The organism is Candidatus Margulisiibacteriota bacterium (assembly GCA_041661965.1).
In the GTDB taxonomy this organism is placed as follows: domain Bacteria; phylum Margulisbacteria; class WOR-1; order O2-12-FULL-45-9; family XYB2-FULL-48-7; genus XYB2-FULL-45-9.
In genome coordinates, this window is record JBAZTH010000003.1 from 522,172 (window position 1) to 544,396 (window position 22,225).

Annotated in this window: 24 protein-coding genes; 15 read left to right on the forward strand and 9 right to left on the reverse strand. The window is 54.6% G+C overall.

All coding sequences use genetic code 11. The features are described from left to right. Nucleotides 1-115: 115 nt before the first annotated feature. Both WC772_08305 and WC772_08310 read right to left on the reverse strand, forming a co-directional pair. Nucleotides 116-1,276 carry a GuaB3 family IMP dehydrogenase-related protein gene (locus tag WC772_08305; GenBank protein ID MFA6170747.1) on the reverse strand — a complete coding sequence of 387 codons (1,161 nt, stop codon included), beginning with the start codon at nucleotides 1,274-1,276 and terminating at the stop codon, nucleotides 116-118. Between the two features lie 3 nt (nucleotides 1,277-1,279). Continuing rightward, nucleotides 1,280-1,576 (reverse strand): YgiT-type zinc finger protein, encoded by a 297-nt coding sequence (locus tag WC772_08310; protein ID MFA6170748.1) that lies wholly within the window; start codon nucleotides 1,574-1,576, stop codon nucleotides 1,280-1,282. Between the two features lie 100 nt (nucleotides 1,577-1,676). Here WC772_08310 and glyA point away from each other — a divergent pair, with 100 nt between their 5' ends. The 4 genes from glyA to WC772_08330 all read left to right on the forward strand — a co-directional run bounded on the left by glyA (nucleotide 1,677) and on the right by WC772_08330 (nucleotide 5,922). Next, entirely contained in the window at nucleotides 1,677-2,924 is a 1,248-nt protein-coding gene (glyA, locus tag WC772_08315) for a serine hydroxymethyltransferase (protein MFA6170749.1), read from the forward strand. After that, nucleotides 2,924-3,607: a cell division ATP-binding protein FtsE gene (ftsE, locus tag WC772_08320; protein ID MFA6170750.1), complete on the forward strand. Its 684-nt coding sequence runs from the start codon at nucleotides 2,924-2,926 to the stop codon at nucleotides 3,605-3,607. Before glyA ends, ftsE begins: the two co-directional genes overlap by 1 nt. Beyond that, entirely contained in the window at nucleotides 3,597-4,487 is an 891-nt protein-coding gene (ftsX, locus tag WC772_08325) for a permease-like cell division protein FtsX (GenBank protein ID MFA6170751.1), read from the forward strand. Before ftsE ends, ftsX begins: the two co-directional genes overlap by 11 nt. Before the next feature lie 85 nt (nucleotides 4,488-4,572). Beyond that, nucleotides 4,573-5,922 carry a peptidylprolyl isomerase gene (locus tag WC772_08330; protein MFA6170752.1) on the forward strand — a complete coding sequence of 450 codons (1,350 nt, stop codon included), beginning with the start codon at nucleotides 4,573-4,575 and terminating at the stop codon, nucleotides 5,920-5,922. Here the strand turns inward: WC772_08330 and WC772_08335 are convergent, their stop codons facing one another. Next, a complete protein-coding gene (locus tag WC772_08335) occupies nucleotides 5,923-7,305 on the reverse strand; it encodes a phosphoglucomutase/phosphomannomutase family protein (GenBank protein MFA6170753.1) in 1,383 nt (460 codons plus the stop codon). It lies immediately after the preceding gene. Further along, entirely contained in the window at nucleotides 7,295-9,307 is a 2,013-nt protein-coding gene (locus WC772_08340) for a penicillin-binding protein 1A (GenBank protein ID MFA6170754.1), read from the reverse strand. The genes WC772_08335 and WC772_08340 overlap by 11 nt, the downstream gene beginning before the upstream one ends. Nucleotides 9,308-9,438: 131 nt before the next feature. Between WC772_08340 and aroQ the strand changes: the two genes are divergently transcribed. Genes aroQ through folE form a run of 9 tightly spaced genes read left to right on the forward strand, consistent with a single transcriptional unit; the run spans nucleotide 9,439 to nucleotide 17,144 of the window. After that, nucleotides 9,439-9,873 (forward strand): type II 3-dehydroquinate dehydratase, encoded by a 435-nt coding sequence (gene aroQ, locus WC772_08345; GenBank protein ID MFA6170755.1) that lies wholly within the window; start codon nucleotides 9,439-9,441, stop codon nucleotides 9,871-9,873. After that, nucleotides 9,870-10,538 (forward strand): M24 family metallopeptidase, encoded by a 669-nt coding sequence (locus WC772_08350; protein ID MFA6170756.1) that lies wholly within the window; start codon nucleotides 9,870-9,872, stop codon nucleotides 10,536-10,538. The genes aroQ and WC772_08350 overlap by 4 nt, the downstream gene beginning before the upstream one ends. 23 nt (nucleotides 10,539-10,561) lie before the next feature. Next, entirely contained in the window at nucleotides 10,562-11,263 is a 702-nt protein-coding gene (gene ispD, locus WC772_08355) for a 2-C-methyl-D-erythritol 4-phosphate cytidylyltransferase (protein MFA6170757.1), read from the forward strand. A gap of 1 nt (nucleotide 11,264) precedes the next feature. Further along, nucleotides 11,265-11,738, forward strand: a complete 474-nt coding sequence (locus WC772_08360; GenBank protein ID MFA6170758.1) for a divergent PAP2 family protein — start codon at nucleotides 11,265-11,267, stop codon at nucleotides 11,736-11,738. Further along, entirely contained in the window at nucleotides 11,719-13,596 is a 1,878-nt protein-coding gene (dxs, locus tag WC772_08365; GenBank protein ID MFA6170759.1) for a 1-deoxy-D-xylulose-5-phosphate synthase, read from the forward strand. The genes WC772_08360 and dxs overlap by 20 nt, the downstream gene beginning before the upstream one ends. 35 nt (nucleotides 13,597-13,631) lie before the next feature. After that, nucleotides 13,632-14,480 (forward strand): hypothetical protein, encoded by an 849-nt coding sequence (locus WC772_08370; GenBank protein ID MFA6170760.1) that lies wholly within the window; start codon nucleotides 13,632-13,634, stop codon nucleotides 14,478-14,480. A 36-nt stretch (nucleotides 14,481-14,516) separates the two neighbouring features. Continuing rightward, entirely contained in the window at nucleotides 14,517-16,082 is a 1,566-nt protein-coding gene (locus tag WC772_08375) for a formate--tetrahydrofolate ligase (GenBank protein MFA6170761.1), read from the forward strand. A gap of 54 nt (nucleotides 16,083-16,136) precedes the next feature. Further along, entirely contained in the window at nucleotides 16,137-16,568 is a 432-nt protein-coding gene (locus tag WC772_08380; protein ID MFA6170762.1) for a hypothetical protein, read from the forward strand. Between the two features lie 15 nt (nucleotides 16,569-16,583). Beyond that, nucleotides 16,584-17,144 (forward strand): GTP cyclohydrolase I FolE, encoded by a 561-nt coding sequence (folE, locus tag WC772_08385; GenBank protein MFA6170763.1) that lies wholly within the window; start codon nucleotides 16,584-16,586, stop codon nucleotides 17,142-17,144. Here folE and WC772_08390 read toward each other — a convergent pair. Continuing rightward, complete coding sequence (locus tag WC772_08390) at nucleotides 17,134-18,045, reverse strand: bifunctional methionine sulfoxide reductase B/A protein (GenBank protein MFA6170764.1); 912 nt, start codon at nucleotides 18,043-18,045, stop codon at nucleotides 17,134-17,136. The genes folE and WC772_08390 overlap by 11 nt on opposite strands. Before the next feature lie 53 nt (nucleotides 18,046-18,098). Continuing rightward, the gene (locus WC772_08395) at nucleotides 18,099-18,497 is read right to left on the reverse strand and encodes a nitroreductase family protein (protein ID MFA6170765.1); all 399 of its coding nucleotides are present in this window, start codon (nucleotides 18,495-18,497) and stop codon (nucleotides 18,099-18,101) included. 243 nt (nucleotides 18,498-18,740) lie between these two features. Here WC772_08395 and WC772_08400 point away from each other — a divergent pair, with 243 nt between their 5' ends. Both WC772_08400 and WC772_08405 read left to right on the forward strand, forming a co-directional pair. Continuing rightward, on the forward strand, nucleotides 18,741-19,829 hold the full coding sequence (locus tag WC772_08400; GenBank protein MFA6170766.1) for a PQQ-dependent sugar dehydrogenase: 1,089 nt from the start codon (nucleotides 18,741-18,743) through the stop codon (nucleotides 19,827-19,829). 1 nt (nucleotide 19,830) lies between these two features. Then, on the forward strand, nucleotides 19,831-20,283 hold the full coding sequence (locus WC772_08405) for a peroxiredoxin (protein ID MFA6170767.1): 453 nt from the start codon (nucleotides 19,831-19,833) through the stop codon (nucleotides 20,281-20,283). Here WC772_08405 and WC772_08410 read toward each other — a convergent pair. From WC772_08410 to WC772_08420, 3 genes are all read right to left on the reverse strand, one after another. Continuing rightward, nucleotides 20,276-21,076, reverse strand: a complete 801-nt coding sequence (locus tag WC772_08410) for an SDR family oxidoreductase (protein ID MFA6170768.1) — start codon at nucleotides 21,074-21,076, stop codon at nucleotides 20,276-20,278. The genes WC772_08405 and WC772_08410 overlap by 8 nt on opposite strands. 26 nt (nucleotides 21,077-21,102) lie before the next feature. After that, nucleotides 21,103-21,750, reverse strand: coding sequence for a hypothetical protein (locus tag WC772_08415; protein MFA6170769.1), 648 nt, complete (start codon nucleotides 21,748-21,750; stop codon nucleotides 21,103-21,105). Between the two features lie 63 nt (nucleotides 21,751-21,813). Further along, nucleotides 21,814-22,098, reverse strand: a complete 285-nt coding sequence (locus WC772_08420) for a hypothetical protein (protein MFA6170770.1) — start codon at nucleotides 22,096-22,098, stop codon at nucleotides 21,814-21,816. Nucleotides 22,099-22,225: the final 127 nt, after the last annotated feature.

The following is a 22,225-nucleotide window of genomic DNA, read 5'->3' on the forward strand; positions in this document are numbered from 1 at the left end:
CAAAAGAATTAAAATTTTCAACACGGAAACCGGACAAATCTGCCTCCTCTGTCTTCTGTCCCCGAAAAAGAGCTTACAGCTTAAAGCTGTAAGCTCTAAGCTGAACGCTTTCCCCTTATTTATACATCCCCAGCTGCTGGGCTTTCTGGTAAACTTTCCCCTCGGTCAGGATCGAAGGGGCGATGACAACTTCCACTTGCTGCATTTCCTTAATGTTGGCCGCGCCTAAAGTTCCCATCGAGGTCCGCAGCGCGCCGACGAAGTTCATCGAACCGTCATCGAACCTGGCCGGTCCGTGGAGGATCTCTTTGAGCGGGCCGATCGTGCCGACCCGGATGCGCGAACCGCGCGGCAGGGTCGGGGACGGGGTCGCCATTCCCCAGTGGAAACCGCCGCCAGGAGCTTCGGCCGCTTTGGCGATCGGGGAGCCGATCATCACGGCGTCCGCGCCGCAGGCGATCGCTTTACAAATATCGCCGCCGACCGCCATACCGCCGTCGGCAATGATCGGAACGTAGACGTTGTTTTCCTTGAAGTAAGAGTCTCTGGCGGCGGCGCAATCGGCGATCGAGGTCGCCATCGGCACGCCGACGCCCAGGACGCCGCGGGAAGTGCAGGCCGCGCCCGGGCCAATGCCGACGAGGACGCCGGCCACGCCGGTCCCCATCAGGGTCAGGGCGACTTCATAGGTCACGCAATTGCCGACCAAGACCGGCACTTTCATCATCGCGCAGAATTCCTTAAGGTCGAGGATCTTAGAACCGGTCGATTTGTGTTTGGTGGAAAGAACTGTCGATTGGACGACGAAGATATCGACGCCGGCGTCGCGGGCGATCTGGCCGAATTCCAGGGCGTCCTGCGGAATGGAGGAGACGGCGGCAATCCCGCCGAGCGCCTTGATCTCTTTGATCCGTTTGGCGATCAATTCTTTCTTGATCGGTTCGAGATAGATCTTCTGCATCAACTCGACATATTTGTCTTTTTCGACCGCGGCGATCTCTTTAAGGAGCTTTTCCGCGTCGAGGTATCTGGTCCAGACCCCCTGCAGATTGAGGACGCCGAGGCCGCCGTTTTTACTCATCAAGGCGGCAGTCTTCGGGCTGATCACGCCGTCCATGGCGGAAGCGATGATCGGCATTTCGAACTTCTTTCCGCCGATGGTGACGGAGACATCCGTGTCCTCCGGGTTGATGGTAACGATCGAGGGGACCAGGGAAATCTCATCAAAACCGTAAACGCGCCGGGTTTTTTTCGCCTTGCCTAAAGAGATGTCCATTTTTTACTCCTTTTTGCCTTTTTTCACTTTTTTTTCTTTCGCTCGCCGCTTAGCGGCTTCGATCATATTTTCAAATTCTTCCAGGATCGGTTCCGGGATCCAGTTCTCACCGCAGTTTTGACAAACGTAGGCGGGGACCCCTTCCATCATATAGAGTTTGCCGCCTTGATAATCTTCGAGGTTGACCTTTTCAAACTTCAACCGGCCGCCGCAAGCCTGGCATTCGCTTGGCGCGTTTTCTTCATTGTCGTCAATAGCGGGTCTAAGATCGTTGTCTTTATTTTTGTTTTTTTCTGCCATTTAGGTTTGAGAAATTATACAAGAAAAGGGGGTCAGGCGCAAGCATAATTGCCCGCCAACTTTCTTTATGATATACTCGCTTTACGAGAGGAGAACCGCCATGCATTTTAATATCGACAATATCCGCCAAAATGATCCGGAAGTCGCCGCCGCGCTCGACAAAGAATTTGACCGCCAGCAAACCAAACTGGAGATGATCGCCTCCGAAAACTTTACTTCCCGCGCCGTCATGGAAGCGTGCGGTTCGGTCATGACCAACAAGTACGCCGAAGGATATCCAGGCAAACGCTATTACGGCGGCTGTCAGTTTGTCGATCTCACCGAAACTCTCGCCATCAATCGGGCGAAGGAACTTTTCGGCGCCGACCATGCCAACGTCCAACCGCATTCCGGCTCCCAGGCTAATTTTGCCGCTTACTTCGCCCTGATCAAACCGGGCGATACCGTTATGGGGCTCGACCTGTCGCATGGCGGGCATTTGACTCACGGCTCGCCGGTCAATGTCTCCGGAATGTACTTCCACTTTGTCTCTTACGGCGTCAGGCAGGACAACGAAACGATCGATTTTGACGCTCTCCGGGCGGCCGCTAGGGAACACAAACCCAAACTAATCGTCACGGGGGCCACCGCCTATCCAAGGATCATCGATTTTGTGAAGTTCCGCGAAATCTGTGACGAAGTCGGGGCCATCCTGATGGTCGACATTGCCCATATCGCCGGCCTGGTCGCCGCCGGGATCCATCCGTCGCCTGTCCCGATGGCGGAAGTCGTGACTTCAACCACCCACAAGACCCTGCGCGGCCCGCGCGCCGGGCTTATTCTGTGTAAAGAAGCCTATGCCAAAGCGATCGATAAAGCGGTTTTTCCCGGCATCCAAGGGGGGCCATTAGAGCATGTTATCGCCGGCAAAGCGGTCTGCTTCAAGGAAGCGCTGACTCCGGCTTTCAAAACCTACCAACAGCAGATCGTCAACAACGCCAAGGCCTTGGCGGAAGGGCTGACCCAGGGGGGGCTGCGGCTCGTTTCCGGCGGGACCGACAACCATCTTGTCCTGGTCGACCTCCGGCCGTTTAAGGTTACCGGCAAGGTCGCCGAACTCGCCCTCGACGAAGTTGGGATCACCGTCAATAAGAACACCATTCCGTTCGACCCGGAAAAGCCATTCGTCACCTCCGGGATCAGGATCGGCACCCCGGCCCTGACCACCCGCGGGATGAAAGAACCGGCCATGACCCTGATCGCCGAACTGATCTGTAAAACATTGAAAAATCCAAGCGATCAACAAGTCAAGAGCGAAGTCGAGCATAAAGTAGCCGAACTTTGCCGGCAGTTTCCGCTGTACAGCTAATGATTGAACTGATAAACGTAACCAAAACATTTACGAATGGGATTCATGCCTTAAACAGCATCTCTCTCCATATCGGCAAAGAAGAGTTTGTTTTCCTGGTCGGCTCGTCCGGAGCCGGGAAGACCACCCTGATGAAACTTCTCTACCGGGATGAACTCCCGACCTCCGGCAAGGTTATTGTCGATCGGATCAACGTCACCGAACTCGATGCCAGCCAGATTCCGTATCTCCGGCGCAACATCGGCATCGTCTTTCAGGACTTCAAACTTCTCCCAAAACGGACCGTTTACGAGAATGTCGCTTTTGCCCTCCGGGTGACCGGAGCGCTCCGTTCGACCATTCGCCGCAAAACGATGCAGGCGTTGGAACTGGTGGGGTTACTGCGCCGGGTCAATTCTTTTCCCGACGAGCTCTCCGGCGGCGAAAAACAGCGGGCTTGCATTGCCCGGGCGATCGTTAATAATCCGCCGATCCTCCTGGCCGATGAGCCGACCGGCAACCTTGATCCGGCGACTTCCTGGGATATTCTCCAACTGCTCGATAAGATCAATAAACGAAATACCACCGTGGTGGTTTCAACCCACAATAAGAACATTGTCGATGAAATGAAAAAACGGGTCGTCGAACTGGAGGGAGGCCGCCTGGTCCGCGACCAGCAGTTAGGGATGTATAATGTTAAGTAGTTTAGAGTTTTTTATCGTTGAGGCGTTTCGTTCCCTCCGTCGTTCGGCGTTGATGAGTTTTGTCGCCATCGCCACGATCATTGTTTCGCTGACGATCTTCGGTTTTTTCTTGCTTTTGGTTCTGAATATGGGCAATATTGTCGGCGGGATCGCTTCCCGGATGGACCTGGTCGCCTACATATACAAAGATCTTTCGCTTGACGATGCCGGCGCCGTTCAGGTCAAAATGGCCAATATCCAGGGGGTTGAGAAGGTCGACTTTATTTCCAAAGCGGAGGCCTGGAAGAATTTTAGGGATGAATTCAGCAATAAATTAAGTTTAAATGAGGTTGTTTATGATAATCCTCTGCCGCACACTTTTTCGATCAGGGTCAGGAATGCCGATCTTTTGCCGATAATTGCCAAAGAGATCTCGGCAATCGATGTCGTTGATGAGGTCCGCTATAATGGTAAACTAATCCAACAGGTTAAATCGCTTATCAGCGCGGTCAGGGTCGGGGGGACGGCGCTAGTGATAATGCTCTCCTTTGCCACACTGCTAATAGTGGTCAACACGATCCGGCTAACTGTAATTGCCCGCGAAACCGATATTTACATCATGAAATTAGTCGGCGCGACCGATAATTTCGTGAAGTGGCCTTTTATCATTGAAGGGATAATCATCGGGGTGATTGGCGGAGTCAGCTCCCTCCTGATCCTAAAACTTTCTTATGAAGCGGTCGTTTCCCGCATTTTACAAGCGCTCCCGTTCCTCCCGCTGGTGACCGATTATGCCTTATTGATGGCAATCTATTCGACCATGTTCTTCGGCGGGATCGCCCTCGGCATGATCGGCGGCTATATTTCCGTCTCGCGCGTTCTGAAGAATGAGATGCAGTAGGGTTTAATTAACCAGCGGCTAAACGCCGCGGTTAAAATAATAGTATAACCGCGACGTTCAGTCGCGGGAGAAAGAGGAGATTGATATGTTAACATGGTTCAGAAAAAACACTAAAAGCATCATGATCGCGGTCGCGGTTCTGTTTATCGGTTCGATGTTCTATGGTTTGGGCTATCAAAAGTTCAGCGGGGAAGATTCGCCCCAGAAACCATCCGGTCTGGCCAAAGTCAACGGCGAGGAGATTTCCCTGGCCCGCTATAGAGAGCTTATGAATCGGCTCGCTCAAGGGGCCGGCAAGCAGATCGGCCCCCGCGATCTGCCGTACCTTGAGAGCATGGCCCTGGCCCAGGCGATCGACTTCACCTTAATGCTTCAGGGAGCGCGGAAAAAGGTAAGCGTCGGCGGCAACGAGATCGACTCGGTCCTCGACAATATAACGGCGCAAAATAAACTGCCGAATCGCGGCGAGCTGGAAAAAGCGATCAAGCGCTCCGGTTTCACCATGGGGCAATTCCGCGATTTCATTCGTGACGACGTCATGGTTCAGAAGGTACAGATGAAGCTGCGGGAAGGGGTCTCCGTCACTCCGGACGATCTCCGCGAGATCCGCGCTTCCCACATCCTGGTGAAGACCGAGAATGACGCTAAATTCGTCCTCGAAAAGCTTAAAAAAGGAGAGGATTTCGCCAAACTCGCCAAACAATTTTCCATTGATCCCGGAACCGCCCCTAAAGACGGGGACCTCGGCTACTTTACCACCGGGATGATGGTGAAGCCCTTTGAGCAGGCCGCTTTCTCCCTCAAGAACGGGGAAGTCAGCGGGATCGTCCAAACTCCCTTCGGCTATCACCTGATCAAAGTCAGCGATTCCCGCCTCCGCAAGATCGCGCCGGTCGCCGGCAAAACGATCGACGAAGTCCTGCTCCAGCAAAAACAAGAAAGCGCTTTCCGGCAGTGGCACGGCGAACTCCAGCAGAAAGCGAAAGTGGAGATCGAAGAACCGTCGCTGCAGGCGCACGCTTTCCGCAACCAGGGGAAAATGGCCGAAGCGATCGCCGAGTACAAAAAAGCGATCGGTTTCAACCCGGCCAACGCTTATCTTCATGTTTTCCTGGGCGATACGTATCTGACCATGGGACAAGAGAAGCTCGCGCTTTCCTCATATGAAGACGCCATCCGCGTTGAGGGCGGGAACCCGGAACTTTATCTGATCCTCGGTTCAACTTATGACAAGCTCGGTAAAAAAACGGAAGCGGGAGAACAGTTTAAGAAAGCCTCGCTGATCGCCGGTGACAATAAACAGCTCCACGAAAATCTCCTCAAACTTTTCCAAAGCCTCAAACGGCCGGCCGACGTCGCCCGCGAAAAAGCGGAACTCGCCCGGATCGCGAAAAAAGAAAAGTTCGAGAAAGAGCTGTCAGCGCCGACGAAGTAATTAAGCGGCTAATTTAACCCCGGCGGAGAGTAAAAGTTCAACTTCCTCCGGAGTGCGGCCTTCAGAATAGATCCTAAGCAGCGGTTCGGTCCCGGACGCGCGGAAGAGGATCCAGGCCTTATTTTCAAAAGTAAATTTTAAGCCGTCCAGCGTCTCCACTTTAGCGATCTTTTTACCGGCAAAATCGGTCGGCGGAGTTTTTTTCAAACCTTCAACGATTGCCGGACCAACGGTCGTGTGAATATCTTTCCGGTTGTAATAATAGTAGCCGTACTTTTTCATCAGGCCGTCCACGATCTGAAGAAGGGTTTTCCGTTCTTTGGCCATCAGCTCCAGGAGCATCAGCCCGGCTAAAATGCCGTCCCGTTCCGGAATAAACCCCTGGATCCCCATGCCGCCGCTCTCTTCGCCCCCCAAAATAACCGGGCCTTCGAGCATCTCTTTGGCAATATATTTGAAGCCGATCGGCCGGACGTCGAGCCGGAGCTTGTATTCGGCACACATCGAGTCGACAAGGTTGCTGATATTGAAAGTTTTGACCACCGCGCCGCTGAAATGCCGGTTCTCGTAAAGATGTTTGAGCAACAGGGAGAAAATGTTGTGCGTATTAACGTAGGTCCCGCTTTGGTCGATCGCGGCGATCCGGTCGGCGTCGCCGTCGAGGACAATGCAAGCGGTCAGTCCCGAATGCTTTAACCCGTAAGCTTTCACGAACTCCATGGAGCTTTGGAGATTGACGGCCAAAGGTTCCGGATTGATCCCGCCAAAGGTCGTGTCCCGGTTGCCGCGAATCTCGACGACCTTGACCCCCAGTCGCTGAAAATAACCGGCTCCGCTGCCGTGCATCGGATCGACAATCACCCGCAGGCCGGCGGCGTTGATTTTTTCGATGTCGACCAGCTCTTTAAGTTTTTCAAAGTAAGCCGGATCGGGATCGAATTCGGTGAAGTTGGCGGAGGAGGGGAGGATTGAAAGTTTCGCGGAAAGGTTCGCCTCAACTCCCTTGGTCGTTTCCGGAAAAGCGGAGCCGCCGAACCCTTCTTTGATCTTGAAGCCATTGTAATCGGGCGGGTTATGCGAAGCGGTGATCATGATCCCGGCGCCGAGTCCCTGACTTTTTACGGCATAGGAGAGGACCGGCGAAGGAACGGCATGATTGGTCAGAAAAGCCTTGATCCCGGCGCCGGAAACGACTTCGGCGGCGACCCGGGCAAAGTTTTCGGAATTTAAACGATTGTCATAGCCAACCGCGACCCCTGCGGCGGCCAACCCTTTTTGCTGAAGAAAGTTAACGAGGGCCTGGGTCACCAGGCGGACGTTGTCCTCGGTAAAATCGTCGGCCATCTTGGCCCGCCAGCCGTCGGTGCCGAACTTAATTGCCACCTTGAACATCCTCGGGAGCAAGATCGCCTTCCGGCGCGCTTTCCAAAGCAGGTTGGACCTCTTCCGGAGCCGGATCCCCTTCGGGCGCGGACCCTTCTTTCGAGCCTTCGGCGTTGATCCGCTGTTCCAAGATCACGGTTTCGGTCTGCAACCCTTGCGGCCGCGGGAAATCGAGGACCGGCAAGCCTTGCAGGGCGACGGTATTGTAGGCTTTCCAGATCCGGGGGCAGACGCCGACTTCGGCAACCCCTTTCATCGGCGTGTTGTCATCGTTGCCGACCCAAATACCGGTAACAAGCTGCGGCACGAAACCGATGAACCAGGCATCTTTGAAGTCCTGCGAAGTTCCGGTCTTGGCGGCGGCCGGCCGGCCGATATTCGCCCGAAAACCGGTCCCGCGGGTGATGACGCCGCGCATCATGTCGGTCATGATCGCCGCGACGTTGGAATCCAAGACCCGTTTTTCCAGGATCTGGTTCTTATATAATGGAACGCCGTCCCGGCTTTCGATCCTGATGATCGAGGCCGGCTCGACCCGGACCCCATTGTTAGCCAAGACGCCGTAAGCGGAGGTCATTTCCAAGACGGTCACTTCCGAAGCCCCGAGGGCGAGAGAGAGGGCCGGTTCCAGGTTGCTGGTGATCCCCATCTTCTGGGCGACGTTAACGGCGTTCGGGATCCCGACCATCTCCAGCAGTTTGATCGACGGAATATTGAGCGATTTTTCCAGAGCATAACGCATCGTTACCGCGCCGTTATATTTACCGTCAAAGTTTTTCGGGTCCCAGGTCCCTTTGGGGTTCCATTTGTTGACCCAGACCTTAAAAGTAGTCGGAGCATCCAAAATGACGGCGTTCGGCATGATCCCTTGTTCGATCGCCGCGAGGTAGACGAACGGTTTGAAAGAGGAGCCTGGTTGGCGTTTGGCCTGGGTCGCCCGGTTGAACTTGCTCTCGATAAAATCGGCGCCGCCGACGAGCGCTTTAATGTAACCGGTCGCCGGATCGATCGAGACCAGCGCCCCCTGGCTGAACTTATATTTCGGCCCTTCGTTCTTGATGAACTCGGTCACCGCTTTTTCGGCGGCGAACTGCATCTTGGTGTCGAGGGTGGTGTAAACCCGCAGGCCGCCGTGGTAGACCATGTCTTCGCCATAGAGGTCGGTCAATTCCCGCAGGACATAACTAATAAAGTAAGGGGCGATCTCTCCCCGCATCTTCAGGTTTTGCGGATAGAACTCAAGTTGTTCCGCCGCCGCCAGCTTGGCCTCTTTTTCTTCGACAATTTTCTGACCGATCAGCTTGTTTAAGATGTCGATCTGGCGGAGCTTGGCCCCTTTTAAGTTCCGGTAGGGGGAGTAGAGCTCCGGCCCGTGAATGATCCCGGCGATCATCGCCGATTCCGCCAGGGTTAATTCCGAGGCGTGCTTATTGAAGTAGAGCATCGCCGCCGATTCGATCCCGTAGGAATTATGGCCCAGATAGACCTGGTTGAGGTACATCTCGAGGATCTCTTCCTTGGTATAGCGCCGTTCCATCTGGACCGCCAGGATCGCTTCGGCCAGTTTGCGGGTGATGACTTTTTTCTTGGTTAAGAATAAATTCTTGGCCAGCTGTTGGGTCAGGGTGCTGCCGCCCTCCACGACCCGGCCGTAGGCGAAATTTTTCACCGCCGCCCGGGCGATCCCCATAAAATCGAGGCCATGGTGCTTATAAAAGTTAGGGTCTTCGGTGGCGATAACCGCCTTAATAAAGTAAGGGGAGATCCGCGATAAGGGAACGACCTGGCGATTCTCTTCCTGATGGAAGCGGGCCAGGATCTTTTCGTCGGCGGAATAAAGGATGGTGCTTTCGCTCGGCACGTAAGAGCTGATCAATTCCACGTTGGGGAGCTGCTGCAGGACCTGAAAGGTAACGCCGGCCGTCCCGGCTATAATAATGAAGAGAACGACCAGGATCGTTCTGCCGACGGGAACATTGAAACCAAACAGTTTTACCGACATATGCGAATAAAGTATAGCATGTTTTCAATTGCTTGATAAGCTGGGTACGGTGTGTTATATTTTAGTCGGAACAAGTGGCGAAACCTGCGACAATATCGTCGCGGTTTCGCTCTAATTAAGGAGTAAATACTATGAAAATATTAGTCATCCACGGGCCCAATCTTTCCCTGTTAGGGGAGCGAGAGGTCAACGTTTACGGCAAGCTGACTCTCGAGGAGATCAACGCCAAGCTCCAGGAATTGGCCAAAACGGAAGGAGCCGAACTGGAGATCGCCCAAATGGACAGCGAAGGGGAGATCGTCGAAAAGATCGGCGCCGCCCGCAAGAACTTCCAGGCAATTTTGATCAACCCCGGAGCCTATACCCATTACAGCATCGCCATCCGTGACGCCGTTTCGTCGGTCGAAATCCCGACGGTCGAAGTCCATCTTTCCAACATCTATGCCCGCGAAGAGTTCCGCCAGAAATCGGTCATCGCGCCGGTCGCCGCCGGTCAGATCTCCGGCTTCGGGCTCAACAGCTACCTGCTGGGGCTCCGCGCCGCTATCGCCGTCGCCAAAAAATGAACCCCCGCCAGCGTCAAGCGGTCCGGATCGCGGACGAGGTGATGGCCGGTCTCCGGATCAGGGCGGGCCAGACCGAAGAGGAAATCGCCGCCTGGATCGTCCATGAAATCAGGTCGCGCGGCGCTGAACCATCCTTTAAAGTCATTGTCGCCTCCGGGATCCGTTCGATCGATCCTCACGCCAAACCGTCCAAAAATAAGATTAAAAAAGGGGAACAGGTGATGGTCGACCTGGGGGCGAAATACAAAGGGTACTGCTCCGACATCACCAGAATGTTCTTCGTCGGCCGGCCGACCAAAAAATATCTTCACTATTTCAACATCGTAAAAACCGCCCAGCGCCTGGCGATCAAAGCGGTCCGGGCCGGCGTCGACTGCCGGGAAATCGATCTGACCGCCCGGGAATATATTAAAAGGCATTGTTACAAAGCCTGTCATCTTTCAGAAAAAGAGTGTCCCGGCGAATGCTTCATTCACACCACCGGCCACGGCGTCGGCCGGAAGATCCACCAGTTTCCGCGCCTCTCGCTGAAAAGCCGGGCCAAACTTAAAGCGGGGATGGTCGTCACCGTCGAACCGGGCATTTATATTAAAGGTTTCGGCGGGATCAGGATCGAGGATATGGTTTTAGTGACCAAAGAGGGACAGCAAATCTTAACCAGGTAATATTATGTGTTAAAATGTGCCATATGAAGAAGATCGCCATTATCGTCGCCGGCGGACGGGGAAAACGGATGGGGCAGGACAAGCAGTTCCTGCCGATCGCCGGCCGTCCGATGCTTGGCTGGACCGCCGCCGCCTTTGACAAAGCCAAAATCATCGATGGGATTATCCTGGTCGTCGCCCGGCACAACCTGGCCAAAGCCCGGAAGATCCGGAGCAAAAAGATAATCGCGGTCGTGGCAAGCGGCCCGGAACGCCAGGATTCGGTCCAAAACGGTCTGAAGGCCCTGCCGGAATCGGCCGAGATCGTCCTGATCCACGACGGCGCCCGGCCGGCGGTCAGCGAAGCGATAATCTCCGCCTCGGTCAAAGCGGCCCAGCGCCACGGGGCCGCGGTCGTTGGGGTACCGGTGAAAGACACGATAAAAAGGGTTTTACCCCCTCTGTCCTCCGGACATCTCCCCCTTATCAAGGGGGAGAATGAGAGGGGGTTTGTAAAAGCAACCTTAGATCGTCGAGAGCTCTGGGCGGCGCAAACCCCGCAAACTTTTCAGGCTTCCTTAATCTTGAACGCGTATGCTAAAATTAGAGGGTTGTGCACCGATGACGCCATGGTCGTCGAACTGGCCGGACTTCCGGTCGTCATGGTCATGGGAAGTTATCAGAACATCAAGGTTACAACCCCGGAAGATCTGGACTACATTGCCAAGGTCCTGAAAAGGAGATAAAGTGGATTACATAATTAACTGGACAATCGCCTTGTTAAATAATTTTTCGTTCATCGCGGTCTGTGTTTCCTGGTTTGTCGCCCAGTCGCTCAAGGTTTTTTTCTACTGGTATAAGGACGGCTCTTTCAGCCTCTGGCATTTTTTCGAAGCGGGGGGGATGCCGTCGGCCCACTCGGCCTCGGTCACCGCGCTGACCTTGTCGGTCGCCCTGACCCAGGGGTTCAGTTCGCCGCTCTTCACCATCTCGCTGGTCTACGCCCTGATCGTCATGTATGACGCCACCGGGGTCCGTCGCGCCGCCGGCAAACAGGCGGAGATCCTCAACCGGGTCGTCGACGATATCTACGCCAACGGCCGGGTCAAGGTCGAAAAGCTCAAAGAAATCCTCGGTCATGAACCGACCGAAGTTTTCGCCGGCGCCGGGCTGGCGATCGTCCTGACGATCGGCACATATTATGTCTACTTTGCTCGATAAGCTCAAGCTCCCCGACGCGCTCCGGGAGCTTTCCACCAAACAGCTCGAAGAGCTCTCGCAGGAGATCCGGCGGAAGATCATCGACGTGACCTCGCAGACCGGCGGCCACGTCGCCTCCAGTCTCGGCGCGGTCGAGATCGCCGTCTCCCTCCACGCCGCTTTCAAATCTCCCCGCGACAAGATCATCTGGGATGTCGGCCATCAGGCCTACGCCCACAAGATTTTGACCGGCCGGCTGGACCAATTCGCGACCCTGCGGCAGGCCGGCGGCCTGTCCGGTTTTCCAAACGTCGCCGAAAGCGAGCACGATCCCTTTACCGTCGGCCACGCTTCAACTTCTATTTCCCAGGCGCTCGGCCTGGCCCACGCCCGCGAGCTGGCGGGGGAGAGCCATCGGATCGTCGCGGTCATCGGCGACGGTTCGCTTTCCGGCGGGCTCGCCTACGAAGCGATCAACAACGCTTCGACCCTCAAGAGCAACCTGATCGTCATCCTCAACGACAACGAAATGTCGATCTCCAAGAATGTCGGCGCTCTTTCCAATTACCTGACCCAAGTCTCGACCAGCGGCGCTTATCTTGAACTGCGCAACCGGATTGAAAGCATCGTCAAAAAGATCCCGCGGGTCGGCGTGTCGCTCTTCGAAGCCGCCAAGACCCTCAAAGACCGGACCAAGCACATCGTCGTCAGCTTCAAGGTCGACGTCATTTTTGAACAGCTCGGCTTCAAATATTTCGGGCCGATCGACGGCCACAATATCCCGCTGATCATCAGCACCCTCCAGCACGCCAAGGATATTCAGGGGCCGGTCCTGATCCACGTCATCACTAAAAAAGGGAAGGGGTACCCCCCGGCGGAAAAAGAGCCGACCCGTTTCCACGGGACCGGACCGTTCGACATCAACACCGGCGCGGCCGTTAAAACAACCGGGAATCCAAGCTACACCGCGGTTTTCGGCCGGACCTTGACCACGCTGGCCGACCGGGATCAAAAGATAATCGGAATAACCGCCGCGATGATCGACGGGACCGGGATGGAAGAGTTCTGCCAGAAACATCCCAAACGTTTTTACGATGTTGGGATCGCCGAAGAGCACGCCGTCACTTTTGCCGGCGGCCTGGCCAAAGGGGGCTACAAGCCGTTCGTCGCTATTTACTCGACCTTTCTCCAGCGCGCTTACGATGAGATCGTCCACGACGTCTGCCTGCAGAACCTGCCGGTCGTCTTCGCGGTTGACCGGGCCGGGATCGTCGGCGAGGACGGCGCGACCCACAACGGGATCTTCGATCTCGCCTTTCTCCGCTCGCTTCCCAATCTGACGGTCATGGCCCCCAAAGACGAGCGCGAGCTCCAACAGATGATCTTTACCGCCAGCCAGTTGCCCGGTCCGTCCGCCATCCGCTATCCGCGGGGAGCCGGGGTCGGCGCCGCTTTAAGCGACGAATTCAGCCCGCTCGAATTAGGCAAGGGTGAAATTGTCCATAAAGGCAAAGGGAAAACCCTGATCGTGGCGATCGGCTCGATGGTTTATCCGGCGCTCGAAGCGGCCAAACTGGCCGAAAAAGAAGGCGGAGGCGGAGGCGGGGGCGCGACCGTGATCAACGCCCGCTTCGTTAAACCGCTCGACCGGGAACTGATCTTGAAAGAAGCGAAAAAAGCCGACCACATTATCACCGTGGAAGAAGGGGTTCTGGAAGGGGGCTTTGGTTCGGCGGTCCTGGAGCTTTTAGCCGCGGCCGGGATCAACAAGCCGATCAACCGGCTCGGTTTCCCTTCAAAATTCATCGGACACGGCAAACGCGATTATGTCCTCGATCGGTACGGTTTGACCCCGGTCGGGATCGCGAAAGTTATCTGAAATTCTGCTTCGCTTTTGTCGATCACTAGTCAGCCATGATACCAAGCAAACCACCGCCGCCGGCCATGTTCCGACCAAAGCCGAACGGCTCCTATAGAAAGATCGATGATGGTGCGCTCGCGCTCAATCAATTAAACCGCCTCCGCTTGGGAATTTCGGCCGGATTAACAGCTCCCAAGATCGTCGAAGCGCACGAGCTTCTGGTCGGCGGTCGGGCCTTAGACGACAATACCCCGACGACTATTTTTCAGTTTGCCGTCCAGATCGCTGAAATCCAGTTAAAGATCGGCCGGGACGAAGAAGCCGTTCTTTTGTTCACCACCATCAAAGAAAGCGCCGCCAAGCTTCGCAATCATGAATTAGGCAACGCTATTCTGATCGGTACGATCAAAGCCTGCCACCGCAACAACAAGTTTGAACTCGCCCTGCAATTGACCGAAGAGTTGACCGATCGCTCCCTGTTGATCGAAACGCATTTTCAGACCGCGGAGCTCGCGCGAGCCGCCGGCCAATCGGGCTTGGCGGTCCGCTGTCTGACGCAATATCTTTTCCCGGCCATCGATCAGCTGGAAGAAAAAAATTCGCGGATCGACCGGCTTCTGGCCGCCGCCGAATTGAGCTTCAAATTGTCGCTCTGGGTCGAGGCCAAATTGATCGTTTATAAGATCATCGACCAGCTAAGCCGGATGGATTACGCCCGTTTGGAAACGACGGCGATCCTGATGGCCAAGCTCGGTTTAACCGACGACGCGATCCACCTGCTGACCGACAGCTGGTTCCGCGAATCCTTCACCGAGGATCCGCGCTATCATTCCGAACAAGCTATTCGCCGGGACATTATTAGCCGCCGTTTTCCCCGTTTCGCCGATTATTTACGGGGATAATTTGCCCGTCGACTGCTTTCGTGTTATATTTTACTTATGCCAACTGATATCGAGATCGCCCAGCAAGCCCGATTAAAAGCTATTACCGACATCGCCAGGGCGGCCGGTATCCATAAAGATGATGTTGAACTCCACGGTTGTTATAAGGCCAAGATCAGCCTCAACGCCCTCAAGAACCGAAAAAAAGGCGGGAACGGTAAACTGATTCTCGTCACCGCCATGACCCCGACCCCGCAGGGGGAAGGAAAAACAACGACCACCATCGGGCTGACCCAGGCGCTCCGCAAGCTCGGCAAGAAAGCGATCGTCTGCATTCGCGAACCGTCGCTCGGGCCGGTCATGGGAATGAAGGGCGGGGCGGCCGGCGGCGGACTCTCTCAAGTTTTGCCGATGGAAGACATCAACCTTCACCTGACCAGCGATATTCACATGGTCACCTCCGCCCACAACCTGCTGACGGCGATGCTCCATAATCATATCTACCAGGGAAATGAACTGAACATCGACGAAAATCGGCTGGTCTGGCGCCGGGTCATGGACATGAACGACCGCGCCCTGCGCGGCCAGTTCGACATTACCGCCTCGTCCGAGGTCATGGCGATCCTTTGCCTCTCGACCAGTCTGACCGATCTCAAAGACCGGCTCGGCCGGATCATCGTCGCTTACGATAAAAAGGGGAAACCGATCCGCTCCGCCGACCTGAAAGCTGAAGGGGCGATGGCCCTGTTGCTCTGGGACGCGTTGAAGCCGACCCTGGTCCAAACAATTGAAGGGGCGCCCGCTTTTATCCACGGCGGGCCGTTCGCCAACATCGCTCACGGCTGTAATTCCCTGGTCGCCACGCAACTGGCGCTTAAACTCGCCGACTATGTGGTAACCGAGGCCGGCTTTGCCAGCGAGCTGGGGGCGGAAAAGTTCTTCGACATCAAGTGCCGGGTCGGCAATCTCGCCCCGGCGGCGGCGGTGCTGGTCGTCACTAAACAAGCGGTGGCGCGCCACGGCTACGAAAACGTCGCCAAACACGTGCAAAACCTCCATCATTTCAACGTTCCGGTCGTTATCGCCATCAATAAAAAAGCGGCCGACACCCCGGAAGAACTGGCCCTCTTGAAGGAAGAGTGCGAACGCTTCCACGTCCCGGCGGTCGTTTCCGACGTTTGGGAACACGGCGGCGAGGGAGGGAAAGAGCTGGCCGCGCTGGTCCTCAAAGCGCTCGCCAAGAAACTGACCTATAAGCCGATCTACCGGCTGGAACAGCCGATCCGGGCCAAGATCGAAAAGATCGCCGTCGACCTTTACGGCGCCGACGGAGTGGAGTGGACGGAAAAGGCCCTGGCCGACCTCGATTTCCTCAAACAGTTCGGCATGGACCACTTCCCGGTCTGCGTCGCCAAGACCCAGTACTCGTTAAGCGATAATCCCAAACTTTTCGGCGCCCCCAAGGGGTTCAAGATCACCATCAAGGAGCTAAAGCCTTCGGCCGGGGCCGGATTCGTGGTCGCTTTCGCCGGCGAGATCATGACCATGCCGGGGCTCCCCAAGCATCCCGCCGCCGAAAACATGGACATCGACGAAGACGGCAAGATCACCGGCTTGTTCTAGGGAGATGGGTCTAATTCTCCTGAAATTATCCTCTTTTTTCATTGATAAGTCAGTATGACGTTAGTTCACTCATATCAGCCGCACCCGACATTTTTTATCAGAAAAGCCGGATCGAGATACGCTTACGAAAAAACTTTACGCGGCTTACTGCGCAAGATCGAGACCAATCAATTCCAGCCTTTTTTTGATCGGGGAACGGCAAGCTGGAATTTTCGCGAGGCGATCTTGAGACCATACGCCGGCGACTCGATCCATCTGCCACGGACATTTGAGGCCTGGCAGGGGATCCTGGACAAAATCTTCACTAAACTAAACTTAAGCCGGGGAATCATGATTGGACGAAATGAAAATGGGGAGCGTTTCGCGCCGGCGGTCAGGAGCGCCCATAAAAATATGACTGCCAAGCGCTTGGTCGAGATCTGCATGCTGGAAAACTGGTTTTATTACAACAAAAATGTTTTGCGCGAGATTGTCGATAATTTTTAGTGGTATAATTAGAAAATGATCAACCAAAAACGGATCGAAAAAGCAGTCAAAGAGATCTTGCTCGCCATCGGTGAAGATACCAAGCGGGAGGGGATCACCGCCACGCCTAAACGGGTGGCGGAAATGTACGCCGAGCTCTTCTCCGGCCTGAACGAAGATCCAGGGAAGCATCTCACCACCTTTAAGCAGGGGGAGCATGAAGAGATGGTCATGCTCAAAGAGATCCCGTTCTATTCGATCTGCGAACACCACCTGGTCCCGTTCTTCGGCAAAGCCCATGTCACCTACATCCCGACCAAAGGAAACGTCACCGGTCTCTCCAAATTGGTGAAAGTCGTTGAAGGATTTGCCAAGCGGCCGCAGGTCCAGGAACGGCTGACCAGCCAAATCGCCGACTGCCTGATGGCCAAGCTCAAACCGCGCGGCGTTCTGGTCATTATTGAAGCCGAACACCTCTGCATGTCGATGCGGGGAATAAAGAAACCGGGGACCAAAGTTATTACCTCCGCCGTCCGCGGCGTTTTCGAAAAAGACGCCAAAGCCCGCTCGGAAGCCCTCTCCCTTATTAAGGATTAACGGCGCCTTTCTTTTCCAAATATCGCTGATGATACTCTTCGGCCTTGAAGAAGTCGGCGGCGGGGACAATTTGGGTGACGATCTTATCTTTAAACTTTTTCTGCCATTTCGCTTTTGACCCCAGCGCCGCTTTCTTTTGCGCGTCAGAATAATAAAAGATGACCGATCGGTATTGCTTCCCAATATCCGGACCCTGGCGGTCGAGAGTGGTCGGATCGTGGATCTGCCAGAAGTGATCGAGGAGTTGATCATAAGTGATGACCCTGGGATCGAACTTCAGATGGACGACTTCGGCGTGGCCGGTATCGCCGCGGCAAACCAACTCATACGATGGTTCGGGAACGGTCCCGCCGGCATAGCCGACCGCGGTATCAACGACCCCTGTTATTTTCCTGAATTCCGCTTCAACATGCCAGAAACAACCGCCGCCAAAAGTCGCCTGCGCCAGCTTCTTCTCGCTCCCAAAGGGAACAAAGAGGAGGGCGGCCCCGTTAATGCAATACCGTTTATGGGTTGGGGCCGGTCCGTCATCGAAAACGTGGCCGAGGTGGGAACCACAGCGAACGCAGAGGACTTCCGTCCTGATAATCCCCAGGCTGTTATCGCTCCTCGTTTGGATATTAAGCTCGGAGATCGGCTGGAAAAAGCTCGGCCAGCCGGTCCCGGACTCGAACTTGGTCTCGGCCCGGAAAAGGTCGGTCCCGCAGCGGACGCACTTATAGAGGCCGTTCTCTTTGACCTTCAATAAGGAACAGGTGAACGGTTTTTCGGTCCCCTGGTTGGTCGTAACCTCGAACTGTTCGGGGGTAAGAAGTTTGCGCCAGGCGGCGGCGCTCTTTTCGATCTTTTCAACGATCACAACTGTATTGAGAGTAGCGTCAAAAATCTTTATTTTTTCCATGGTTTCCCCCCTGGCGGACAAAACGATCAGACATAATAATAGGGCTTTAAGTTTTAAATCCATTTTATGACCGGCTCTTTTTTTGGCGGCGACGGGGGAAAGCCTTCTTTGGGATAGCCGAGGACGATCGGACCGTAAACTTTTTCCCCTTCCTTTAATTCCAAGAGCGCTCTGGTCTGCGGATCGTCAAGAACCAGCTGGCCGAAGTAGACCCAGCAGGAGCCGAGCTCCAAAGAGCGGGCGGCAAGCATGATGTTTTCGCAGGCCATCGGGCAATCCTGGTCGCTGGTCATTCCCAGGCCGATGACAAAGACGACGGCAGGCGCGGAGTAATAGATGGAATCCTTCAACTTCGAATCGTACTCTTCACGCATCTCTTTCATCCCCTGGCCGTATTTTTCCATCCAGGCTTTATAGCGCGGCTGGGCGAGGCGGGCGAGCTGGGGGCGCATGGTTGGGCGTTCGCCCCGGTCGGGGCGAGGGTCCCGGCCCTGACAATCGCCGCGAGCGTTTCTTTCGGGATCGGTTTGTCGGTAAAATTGCGGACCGAGCGGCGGTTGTTTATAGCCTCAAAAACTGGGTTATGCATGGGAATCTCCTTCTGTTAATTAGATGGGAATATTATACTGCAAATAAGCGAAAAAGCGCTTTACTATTTAATTGAGTGTAATATAATCCCCTCCAGAGGAGCGTTAATGAAAGGAATTTTTTCCCTAATCCTAATAGCCATCGGGTCGGCAGTTTTTGCTTTGGGGAAGATCGAACTGCCGCCGGGCTTTTCTTTTGCTCTCTACGCGGGGAATGTCGCCGGGGCCCGCTCTCTGGCGCTGACCCCCAACGGCACGCTTTTTGTCGGTTCAATGGCCGAGGGAAAAGTTTACGCGATCTTAGACCGGGACGGCGACCGCCGCGCCGATCAAGTGATCGTCGTGGCCGACCAACTATTCCTCCCCAACGGGGTCGCGTTCCAAGACGGCGCGCTCTATGTCGCCACGGTCAATAAGATCTTAAAATATCCGGATATCGAAGCGCGCCTGGCCAATCCGCCCGCGCCGGAAATCGTTTACGACAAATTACCTTCAGACGTTCATCACGGCTGGAAATTTATCCGCTTCGGGCCGGACGGCAAGCTCTACGTCCCGATCGGCGCGCCGTGCAACATTTGCGACCGCGGCGATCCGTACGCTGCCATCGCCCGGCTCAATACCGACGGAACTTCCTTTGAGATCTACGCCAGAGGGATCAGGAACACGGTCGGTTTTGACTGGCACCCCGAAACCAATGACCTTTGGTTTACCGATAACGGCCGGGACATGCTGGGGGATAATATTCCGCCGGATGAACTCAACCGCGCGCCGCGCCCCGGCCTCCATTTCGGCTATCCTTATATCCACGGCAAAGATATATTGGACCCGGAATTCGGCAAAAAGGGGAGACCGCTGAACTTTACCCCGCCCGCCCAGGAATTAGGCCCGCACGTCGCGTCCCTCGGGATGCGTTTTTACACCGGAAAAATGTTCCCGCCGGAATATCACGGCCAGATCTTCATCGCGGAGCATGGTTCGTGGAACCGCAGCCAGCCGATCGGTTATCGCGTCACTTTGGTGAAACTGGATAAAAACGGCCGGCCGATCGCCTATCAACCATTCGCCAAGGGGTGGCTAAAGGGAACGCAAGCCTGGGGACGGCCGGTGGACATCGAAATAATGGATGACGGCTCAATGCTGGTTTCAGACGATAAAGCCGGCGCGGTATATAGAATAAGTTATCAAGGAGGAGAATAAAATGAAAGCTCAAGATTTTAACCTTCCCGATCAAAACGGCAAAAACCATCAGCTCGCCGACTATGCCGGTAAATGGCTGGTCCTTTACTTCTACCCGAAAGATTTTACTTCCGGCTGTACCGCCCAGGCTTGTTCCTATCGCGACTTTATTACCGAGATCAGGGGAAAAGGAGCGGAGGTAGTCGGCATCTCGAAAGACTCGGTGGAGAGCCATAAGAAATTCTACGACCAAAATCATCTCAATTTTGACATCTTAAGCGATGAAAACGGGGAGGTCATCAAAAAATACGGTGTTTTTGTGGGGGTGGGTCCGGTCGGGGTCGCGAAACGGACCACTTTCCTGATCGATCCGCAGGGGGAGATCAAAAAAGTTTACGAGAATGTCGATCCCACGAAAGACGCGAGGAATATTTTGGCCGATCTGGAAAGCCCGGCAGCGCCAACCTCTAAGTAACAAAGAGCTTTTTTGAAAAAGCAAAAATCCAATTGTCCGGTAAAATACGCTTGAGAAAAAGAAGCAGCTTGCCTTCCGCGCCGACAACATACCGAAATTTACCGCTCCGGTCATTCGCGGCGCGATAGATCGTTTCGGCGGCCATTTGCGGGGGGTGGCCGCTCGCGTTCATTCGCTCGATCCACGGTTTGACCCGAGCGACAAAATCATCATAGTCGGTCAGTCGCGGGTCGGTTAATATCTCGGCCGACGCGCGGCTGAACTCCGTTTTAATGCCCGACGGCTCAATAAGCTTTACTTTAATGTTAAAAGGCTCGACCTCAAAACGGAGCGCCTCGGAAAAGCCTTCGACCGCCCATTTGGTGGAATTATAGAGAGTATACAAAGGGAAAGTTGTCCGCCCGGCAACCGAAGTCACATTAATGATCAGGCCGTTCTTTTGCCGGCGGAAATAAGGGAGAACCGCCCGGGTAGTTTCCATTAGGCCAAAAAGGTTGGTCTCATACTGGCGGAAGATCTGTTCGCGGCTCGCCGCTTCAAAAGGACCGACCGCGCCGTAGCCGGCATTGTTCAATAAAACATCAAGCCCGCCAAAATGATCGATCGTCGCGGCCACCGCCGCCCTGATCGTTTCTGGTTTCGTGACATCGAGAGCCGGACAAAAAAGAGAAGAGGGGGGCGCTTTTTCCGGACAACGCATCGTCGCCGCCACGTTCCAGCCGCGCTTTTGAAAAAGCAGGGCGCTCTCTCTGCCGATCCCTTGCGACGCACCGGTTATTAAAATAGTGGGCAACTTTTTTCCGCCTTTTCCCCGGCCTTTTAAAAGTAGACTATCGCGCCAAACTGGCTGAAATTGATCCCGGCATCCATCCAGGCGTTTTGATTGCTGTTGTTCTTGTATTTTATGCCAGCCAGATTCAGCGTTCCCATCTGGTAATAAAGACCAAGCCCCATTGCTTCCGAAAGTTTGGTGCAAGTTTTCACCCCAAACATCAGGCCGGGGATCCCGCCGCTGAAGTTGCCGGCCGGAGCAGGCAAGCCGGAAACGGAAGCGATCTCCTGCTGGGCGTTGAACCAGCCGAGATTATAGTCGATGAAAGCGGAGACCGAATTCCGGCCGTCAAAACTGAAATCGACTATGCCGCCCAGAGAGGTCTGGAAAAGCTGGAAGTCGTGCCAGTCACTGGCCAGGGGTGAATAGTTGAAAATAAAATGCGGCCCCGCTTTGATCCCGGGCGCGAAAGGATAGAAAAGCGCGGCCTCTCCGCCAAAACCGAACGACGACCCGGCCTTTAAGGTCCCAAGGTAAATTGAATCCAGGGAGTCGATCAAAGAAACACTCGTGGTATTGACCAACAAGTTAACGTTCATATTCCCACCCAGCACGGAAAAATCGGTCGCGCCTGCTTGGCCGATCGACAGCGCGAAAAACGTCAGCACGGTTGCGACAATAAATCTATTTTTCATTTTGATCCCCCCGGAGAATCGTACCGTAGGAGGTTAGTGAAGTCAATCGGCAAAAAGGCGGCGTTAATCTTTGCCGAATAGTTTCTCGGCCGGACAGCCAAGCTCTCTTTGTTTGCAGTTAGGGCAAAGGAGGGTGCCCCGCATATAACCGGTAGCTGGAAAAGCGAGAATAGCGATCGCGATCATTAAACCCAGCGTTAGCCAATTAAAGTGACCGAATAAGTAGAATAGGCCGCCAAGGAATGGGATCAGAAAGAGAAGCAGGTCGGGAATAAGGTCGCGCCAACCGATATTTTTTTCTACGAATAATTTAGGGTCCGCTTTCTTAAAGAAGAAGGGGGCGATCATTGACCTTACCCCCAAAAACTGGACCACTTGCAATTAGAATTTAGGCCGGTAATACTAATTGAAGGAGGATCATTTATGAAGGGGAAAAGGATGTCCGAAGAACAGATAATTGGAGCGTTAAAAGAGG

Coding starts and splice junctions, on each gene's coding strand:
- WC772_08305 (MFA6170747.1), bottom strand. CDS start 1,276: ATGGACATCTCTTTAGGCAAGGCGAAAAAAACCCGGCGCGTTTACGGT.
- WC772_08310 (MFA6170748.1), bottom strand. CDS start 1,576: ATGGCAGAAAAAAACAAAAATAAAGACAACGATCTTAGACCCGCTATT.
- glyA (MFA6170749.1), top strand. CDS start 1,677: ATGCATTTTAATATCGACAATATCCGCCAAAATGATCCGGAAGTCGCC.
- ftsE (MFA6170750.1), top strand. CDS start 2,924: ATGATTGAACTGATAAACGTAACCAAAACATTTACGAATGGGATTCAT.
- ftsX (MFA6170751.1), top strand. CDS start 3,597: ATGTTAAGTAGTTTAGAGTTTTTTATCGTTGAGGCGTTTCGTTCCCTC.
- WC772_08330 (MFA6170752.1), top strand. CDS start 4,573: ATGTTAACATGGTTCAGAAAAAACACTAAAAGCATCATGATCGCGGTC.
- WC772_08340 (MFA6170754.1), bottom strand. CDS start 9,307: ATGTCGGTAAAACTGTTTGGTTTCAATGTTCCCGTCGGCAGAACGATC.
- aroQ (MFA6170755.1), top strand. CDS start 9,439: ATGAAAATATTAGTCATCCACGGGCCCAATCTTTCCCTGTTAGGGGAG.
- WC772_08350 (MFA6170756.1), top strand. CDS start 9,870: ATGAACCCCCGCCAGCGTCAAGCGGTCCGGATCGCGGACGAGGTGATG.
- ispD (MFA6170757.1), top strand. CDS start 10,562: ATGAAGAAGATCGCCATTATCGTCGCCGGCGGACGGGGAAAACGGATG.
- dxs (MFA6170759.1), top strand. CDS start 11,719: ATGTCTACTTTGCTCGATAAGCTCAAGCTCCCCGACGCGCTCCGGGAG.
- WC772_08370 (MFA6170760.1), top strand. CDS start 13,632: ATGATACCAAGCAAACCACCGCCGCCGGCCATGTTCCGACCAAAGCCG.
- WC772_08375 (MFA6170761.1), top strand. CDS start 14,517: ATGCCAACTGATATCGAGATCGCCCAGCAAGCCCGATTAAAAGCTATT.
- WC772_08380 (MFA6170762.1), top strand. CDS start 16,137: ATGACGTTAGTTCACTCATATCAGCCGCACCCGACATTTTTTATCAGA.
- folE (MFA6170763.1), top strand. CDS start 16,584: ATGATCAACCAAAAACGGATCGAAAAAGCAGTCAAAGAGATCTTGCTC.
- WC772_08390 (MFA6170764.1), bottom strand. CDS start 18,045: ATGGAAAAAATAAAGATTTTTGACGCTACTCTCAATACAGTTGTGATC.
- WC772_08395 (MFA6170765.1), bottom strand. CDS start 18,497: ATGCGCCCCCAGCTCGCCCGCCTCGCCCAGCCGCGCTATAAAGCCTGG.
- WC772_08400 (MFA6170766.1), top strand. CDS start 18,741: ATGAAAGGAATTTTTTCCCTAATCCTAATAGCCATCGGGTCGGCAGTT.
- WC772_08405 (MFA6170767.1), top strand. CDS start 19,831: ATGAAAGCTCAAGATTTTAACCTTCCCGATCAAAACGGCAAAAACCAT.
- WC772_08415 (MFA6170769.1), bottom strand. CDS start 21,750: ATGAAAAATAGATTTATTGTCGCAACCGTGCTGACGTTTTTCGCGCTG.
- WC772_08420 (MFA6170770.1), bottom strand. CDS start 22,098: ATGATCGCCCCCTTCTTCTTTAAGAAAGCGGACCCTAAATTATTCGTA.